Annotated in this window: 4 protein-coding genes and 1 pseudogene; all 5 read right to left on the reverse strand. The window is 66.6% G+C overall.

All coding sequences use genetic code 11. From position 1 onward, the window contains the following. Nucleotides 1–143 (reverse strand): annotated as a pseudogene (locus tag C5F48_RS22370) (IS5/IS1182 family transposase); the annotation flags it as partial. 66 nt (nucleotides 144–209) lie between these two features. After that, nucleotides 210–2105: an excinuclease ABC subunit UvrC gene (uvrC, locus tag C5F48_RS22375; protein ID WP_107665943.1), complete on the reverse strand. Its 1896-nt coding sequence runs from the start codon at nucleotides 2103–2105 to the stop codon at nucleotides 210–212. 288 nt (nucleotides 2106–2393) lie between these two features. Then, on the reverse strand, nucleotides 2394–3176 hold the full coding sequence (locus C5F48_RS22380; protein ID WP_107665944.1) for an SDR family oxidoreductase: 783 nt from the start codon (nucleotides 3174–3176) through the stop codon (nucleotides 2394–2396). 3 nt (nucleotides 3177–3179) lie between these two features. After that, nucleotides 3180–3365 carry a hypothetical protein gene (locus tag C5F48_RS22385; RefSeq protein ID WP_107665945.1) on the reverse strand — a complete coding sequence of 62 codons (186 nt, stop codon included), beginning with the start codon at nucleotides 3363–3365 and terminating at the stop codon, nucleotides 3180–3182. 1 nt (nucleotide 3366) lies between these two features. Continuing rightward, on the reverse strand, nucleotides 3367–3816 hold a 450-nt coding region (locus tag C5F48_RS22390), incomplete at its 5' end, for a S49 family peptidase (protein ID WP_181247755.1).

Here is a 3816-nt window from a genome sequence, read left to right on the forward strand (position 1 = left end):
TGTCGGCCGCGCTTGCCAGTCGGCGCGGCTTCCCAGGTCATGGTGGGATCAAACCAGATCGTCAGCGAGCCGCGGCGCTTGAGCGCCTCGTTGTAGGCCGGCCAGTTCCGGGTCTTGTAGGTCGGGGGCGTCGGTCTGCTCATGTCCCCAAGCTACCACACTGGATTCACGAGATGAATCCCGTCAGTCCATTTGTGCAACAGAGCCCCTCACGACCCATGAAAATAATCATGGATGCTCTGCGCCATCGTCGCCGAGATCCCCTCCACCGCCGCCAGATCCGAGAGCCCTGCCCTCGCCACGGCCTTGGCGGAGCCGAAATGCGCGAGAAGCGCGCGTTTGCGGGTGGCGCCGACGCCGGGGATCTCGTCGAGCGGGGTAGCGCTGACCTGTTTGGCGCGCTTGGCGCGGTGGGCGCCGATGGCCCAGCGGTGGGCCTCGTCGCGCAGGCGCTGGACGAAGTAGAGCACCGGGTCGTTCATGCGCAGCGCGAAGGCGGGCTCGCCGGGGCGGTGGAACTCCTCCTTGCCGGCGTCGCGGTCGACGCCCTTGGCGACGCCGACCATGGCGATGTCGTCCACCCCCAGCTCCTGCATGATGCCATGCACCGCCGAGACCTGCCCGGCGCCGCCGTCGATCAAGAGGAGGTCGGGCCAGGCGTCGGAGATCCGCTCGGGGTCTTCCTTCAGCAGGCGTTCGAAGCGGCGGGTCAGCACCTCCTTCATCATGCCGAAGTCGTCGCTGTTGGCCCCTGCCGCCGAGCGGATGTTGAACTTGCGGTACTGGCTTTTCAGGAAGCCCTCGGCCCCGGCGACGATCATGCCGCCGACGGCATTGGTGCCCTGGATATGCGAGTTGTCATAGACCTCGATCCGCTGCGGCGGGGCGTCGAGGTTGAAGGCCTCGGCCAGACCGGCGAGCAGGCGGTTCTGCGTCGCGCCCTCGGCCATGCGGCGGGCGAGGCTTTCGCGGGCGTTGCGGGCGGCGTTCTCCAGCAGTTCGGCCTTCTCGCCGCGCTGCGGGACGCCCATCGTCACCTTGCGCCCGGCGCGTTCGGACAGAAGCTGCGTCACGAGGTCGGGGTTGTCGACGGCGTGGGACAGCAGGATCAGCCGGGGCGGCTCCTTGTCGTCGTAGAATTGCGAGAGGAACGCCTCCATGATCTCGGGCGCCTCGGCCCCTGCCCCGGTCTTGGGATAGAAGTCGCGGTTGCCCCAGCTCTGGTTGGCGCGGATGAAGAAGACCTGCACGCAGGCGAGCCCGCCCTCGATATGCAGCGCGATCACGTCGGCCTCGGCCACGCCCCTGGGGTTGATGCCCTGCGAGGATTGCACCTGGGTCAGCGCCTTGATCCGGTCGCGCAGGGCCGCGGCGCGTTCGAACTCCATCGCCTCGGCGGCTTCGGTCATCTGCTTGGCGAGGTTCGACTGCACCGTGGTGGTCTTGCCCTGCAGGAAGCGCTCGGCATCGCCGATCAGCAGGTTGTAATCCTCGGAGGAGACCTTGCCGACGCAGGGCGCGGCGCAGCGCTTGATCTGGTAAAGGAGGCAGGGCCGGGTGCGGCTTTCGAACATCGAATCCGAGCAGGTGCGCAGCAGGAAGACGCGCTGCAGCTGGGCGAGGGTGCGGTTCACCGATCCGGCGCTGGCGAAGGGGCCGAAGTAGCTGCCGGGCTCGGACCGCTTGCCGCGGTGCTTGCGGATCATCGGGTAGGGATGGTCCTTGGCGATGAGGATGTTCGGGAAGGACTTGTCGTCGCGCAGCAGCACGTTGTAGCGCGGCTTCAGCTGCTTGATGAGGTTCTGTTCCAGGAGCAGCGCCTCGGTCTCGGTGCGCGTGGTGAGGAACATCATCGAGGCGGTCTCGCGGATCATCCGGGCGATACGCGCGGAATGGCCGGAGGGGCGGGCGTAGTTGGAGACGCGGGCACGCAGGTTGCGGGCCTTGCCGACGTAGAGCACCTGGCTCTGGGCGTCGAGCATGCGGTAGACGCCGGGAGAGCCGTCGAGCGACTTCAGATAGCCCTGAATCACCGCATGCCCGGTGGGGCCGGGCGTCGGGGTTTCGGTCGGATCGGGCAGTTCGGCTGGCACGTCTTCATTCATCCTTTTGAGGTATGTCGATTCCCCGTGGCGCTGCAATGATCGGGGCCGCGCCACAAGAGAAAACCTGTCCACCGTTTCTGGGGATAACTCTGCGCACAACATTCTGGGAGCGCGGATTTTTCCTTGTTTTCGGTGCGTTTCATGGCTTTGCCTAAAACTTCAGCGTCTTTTCAACCCATTGATTTTGCGGGAAAGAATTCTGAGTCTCATTCAAAGGGCTGATATTCTTAAGGAATTTGTAACCGATACATGACCACTGCGGCCAAGGTGCACAAGTTCCGCCGGGGCCTATTCCAGCCCCAGCACATCCCTTGTCTGCCAGGCCAGATGCTGCCCCGCGTCGACGCAGAGCAATTGCCCGGTGACGGCGGGGGCGTCGAGGAAATATCCCAGCGCGGCGGTGATGTCGGCGGGGTTGGAGCCGCGCTCCAGCACCGTCGCGGCGCGCTGCGCGGCGAAATGCGCCTCGCTCTGCCGGGCGCCGATCAGGGTCGGGCCGGGGCCGATGGCGTTCACCCGGATGCGCGGCGCCAGCGCCTGCGCCGCGATGCGGGTCAGCGCCCAGAGGCCCATCTTGGCGATGGTGTAGCTCATGAACTCCGGCGTGAGCTTGAGCACGCGCTGGTCGATCATGTTGACGATGAGGCCGCGGGCCAGCGGCTCGCCCGCCGCGTCCTGCGCGGGCTCGGGGACCTGTGCCGCGAAATGCTGGGTGAGGACGAAGGGCGCGCGGAGGTTGGAGCCGATGTGGCGGTCCCAGCTTTCGCGGGTGGCAGTCGCGATATTGTCGTATTCGAAGATCGAGGCGTTGTTGACCAGAAGGGTCAGCGGCCCGCCCAGCGCCGCGACGGCGCGGGGGACGAGGGCTTCGGTCTCGTCCTCGATCAGCAGGTTGGCCTGCAGCGCTTCGGCCTTGCGGCCCATGGCCCGGATCTCGGCCACGGTGGCCTCGGCGCCGTCGCGCGAGCCTGCGTAATGCACGGCGACATCATGGCCGCGCTGCGCGAGATAAATCGCCATGGCGCGGCCCAGACGGGCGCCGGCTCCGGTGACGAGGGCACGCGGCGTCATGGCTCAGCCTTTCCTGCTCTGGCAGTCACAGCCGCCCTTGCCGAGGATGAACTGGCCGCAATGGCCGCAGATCACCGGCTTGGTCAGTTTTGCCTTCCTGCGCGGCGCGCCGAGGCTGGGGCGGATCTTGAACAGCATGGAGAGGCCGAGCATGACGGCGAGGAAGATGAGGGCGATCTTCAGCAGCATGTCAGAGCCCGAACCGCGCCCAGGCGGCGCGATCCTCCGCCTCGGCCAGCGCCGAGCCCATGAAGCTGGCGCCGAAGCGTTGCAGCAGCGAGCGTTTCTGGCCGTAGGAGACCAGACGCACCTTGTCGCCGTAGAGCTCTTTCAGCTTGGGCACCAGATGCGCCACGCCATCGGCCAGACCGACGTTCACGGCCCCCTGCCCCACCCAGATGTCGGCGTTGAAGAGATCGGCCTCTTCCTTCAGCCGCGCGCCGCGCCGGGCCTTCACATGGGCAATGAAGGCCTGATGGATCGGCTCCTGCAGCGCCTTCAGCCGCTCCACATCCTCGGGCTTTTCCGGCAGGAAGGGATCGGCCAGCGATTTCGAGCGGCCGGAGGTGACGACGCGCCGTTCGATCCCCTGCCGGGCCATCAACTCGGGGAAGCCGAAGCTGGAGAAGATCACCCCGAT

The organism is Cereibacter changlensis JA139 (assembly GCF_003034985.1).
Lineage (GTDB): Bacteria > Pseudomonadota > Alphaproteobacteria > Rhodobacterales > Rhodobacteraceae > Cereibacter > Cereibacter changlensis.

What these genes read in the sequence shown, in the direction of transcription:
- uvrC (WP_107665943.1), bottom strand. Translation starts at nt 2,105, where the DNA reads ATGAATGAAGACGTGCCAGCCGAACTGCCCGATCCGACCGAAACCCCG.
- C5F48_RS22380 (WP_107665944.1), bottom strand. Translation starts at nt 3,176, where the DNA reads ATGACGCCGCGTGCCCTCGTCACCGGAGCCGGCGCCCGTCTGGGCCGC.
- C5F48_RS22385 (WP_107665945.1), bottom strand. Translation starts at nt 3,365, where the DNA reads ATGCTGCTGAAGATCGCCCTCATCTTCCTCGCCGTCATGCTCGGCCTC.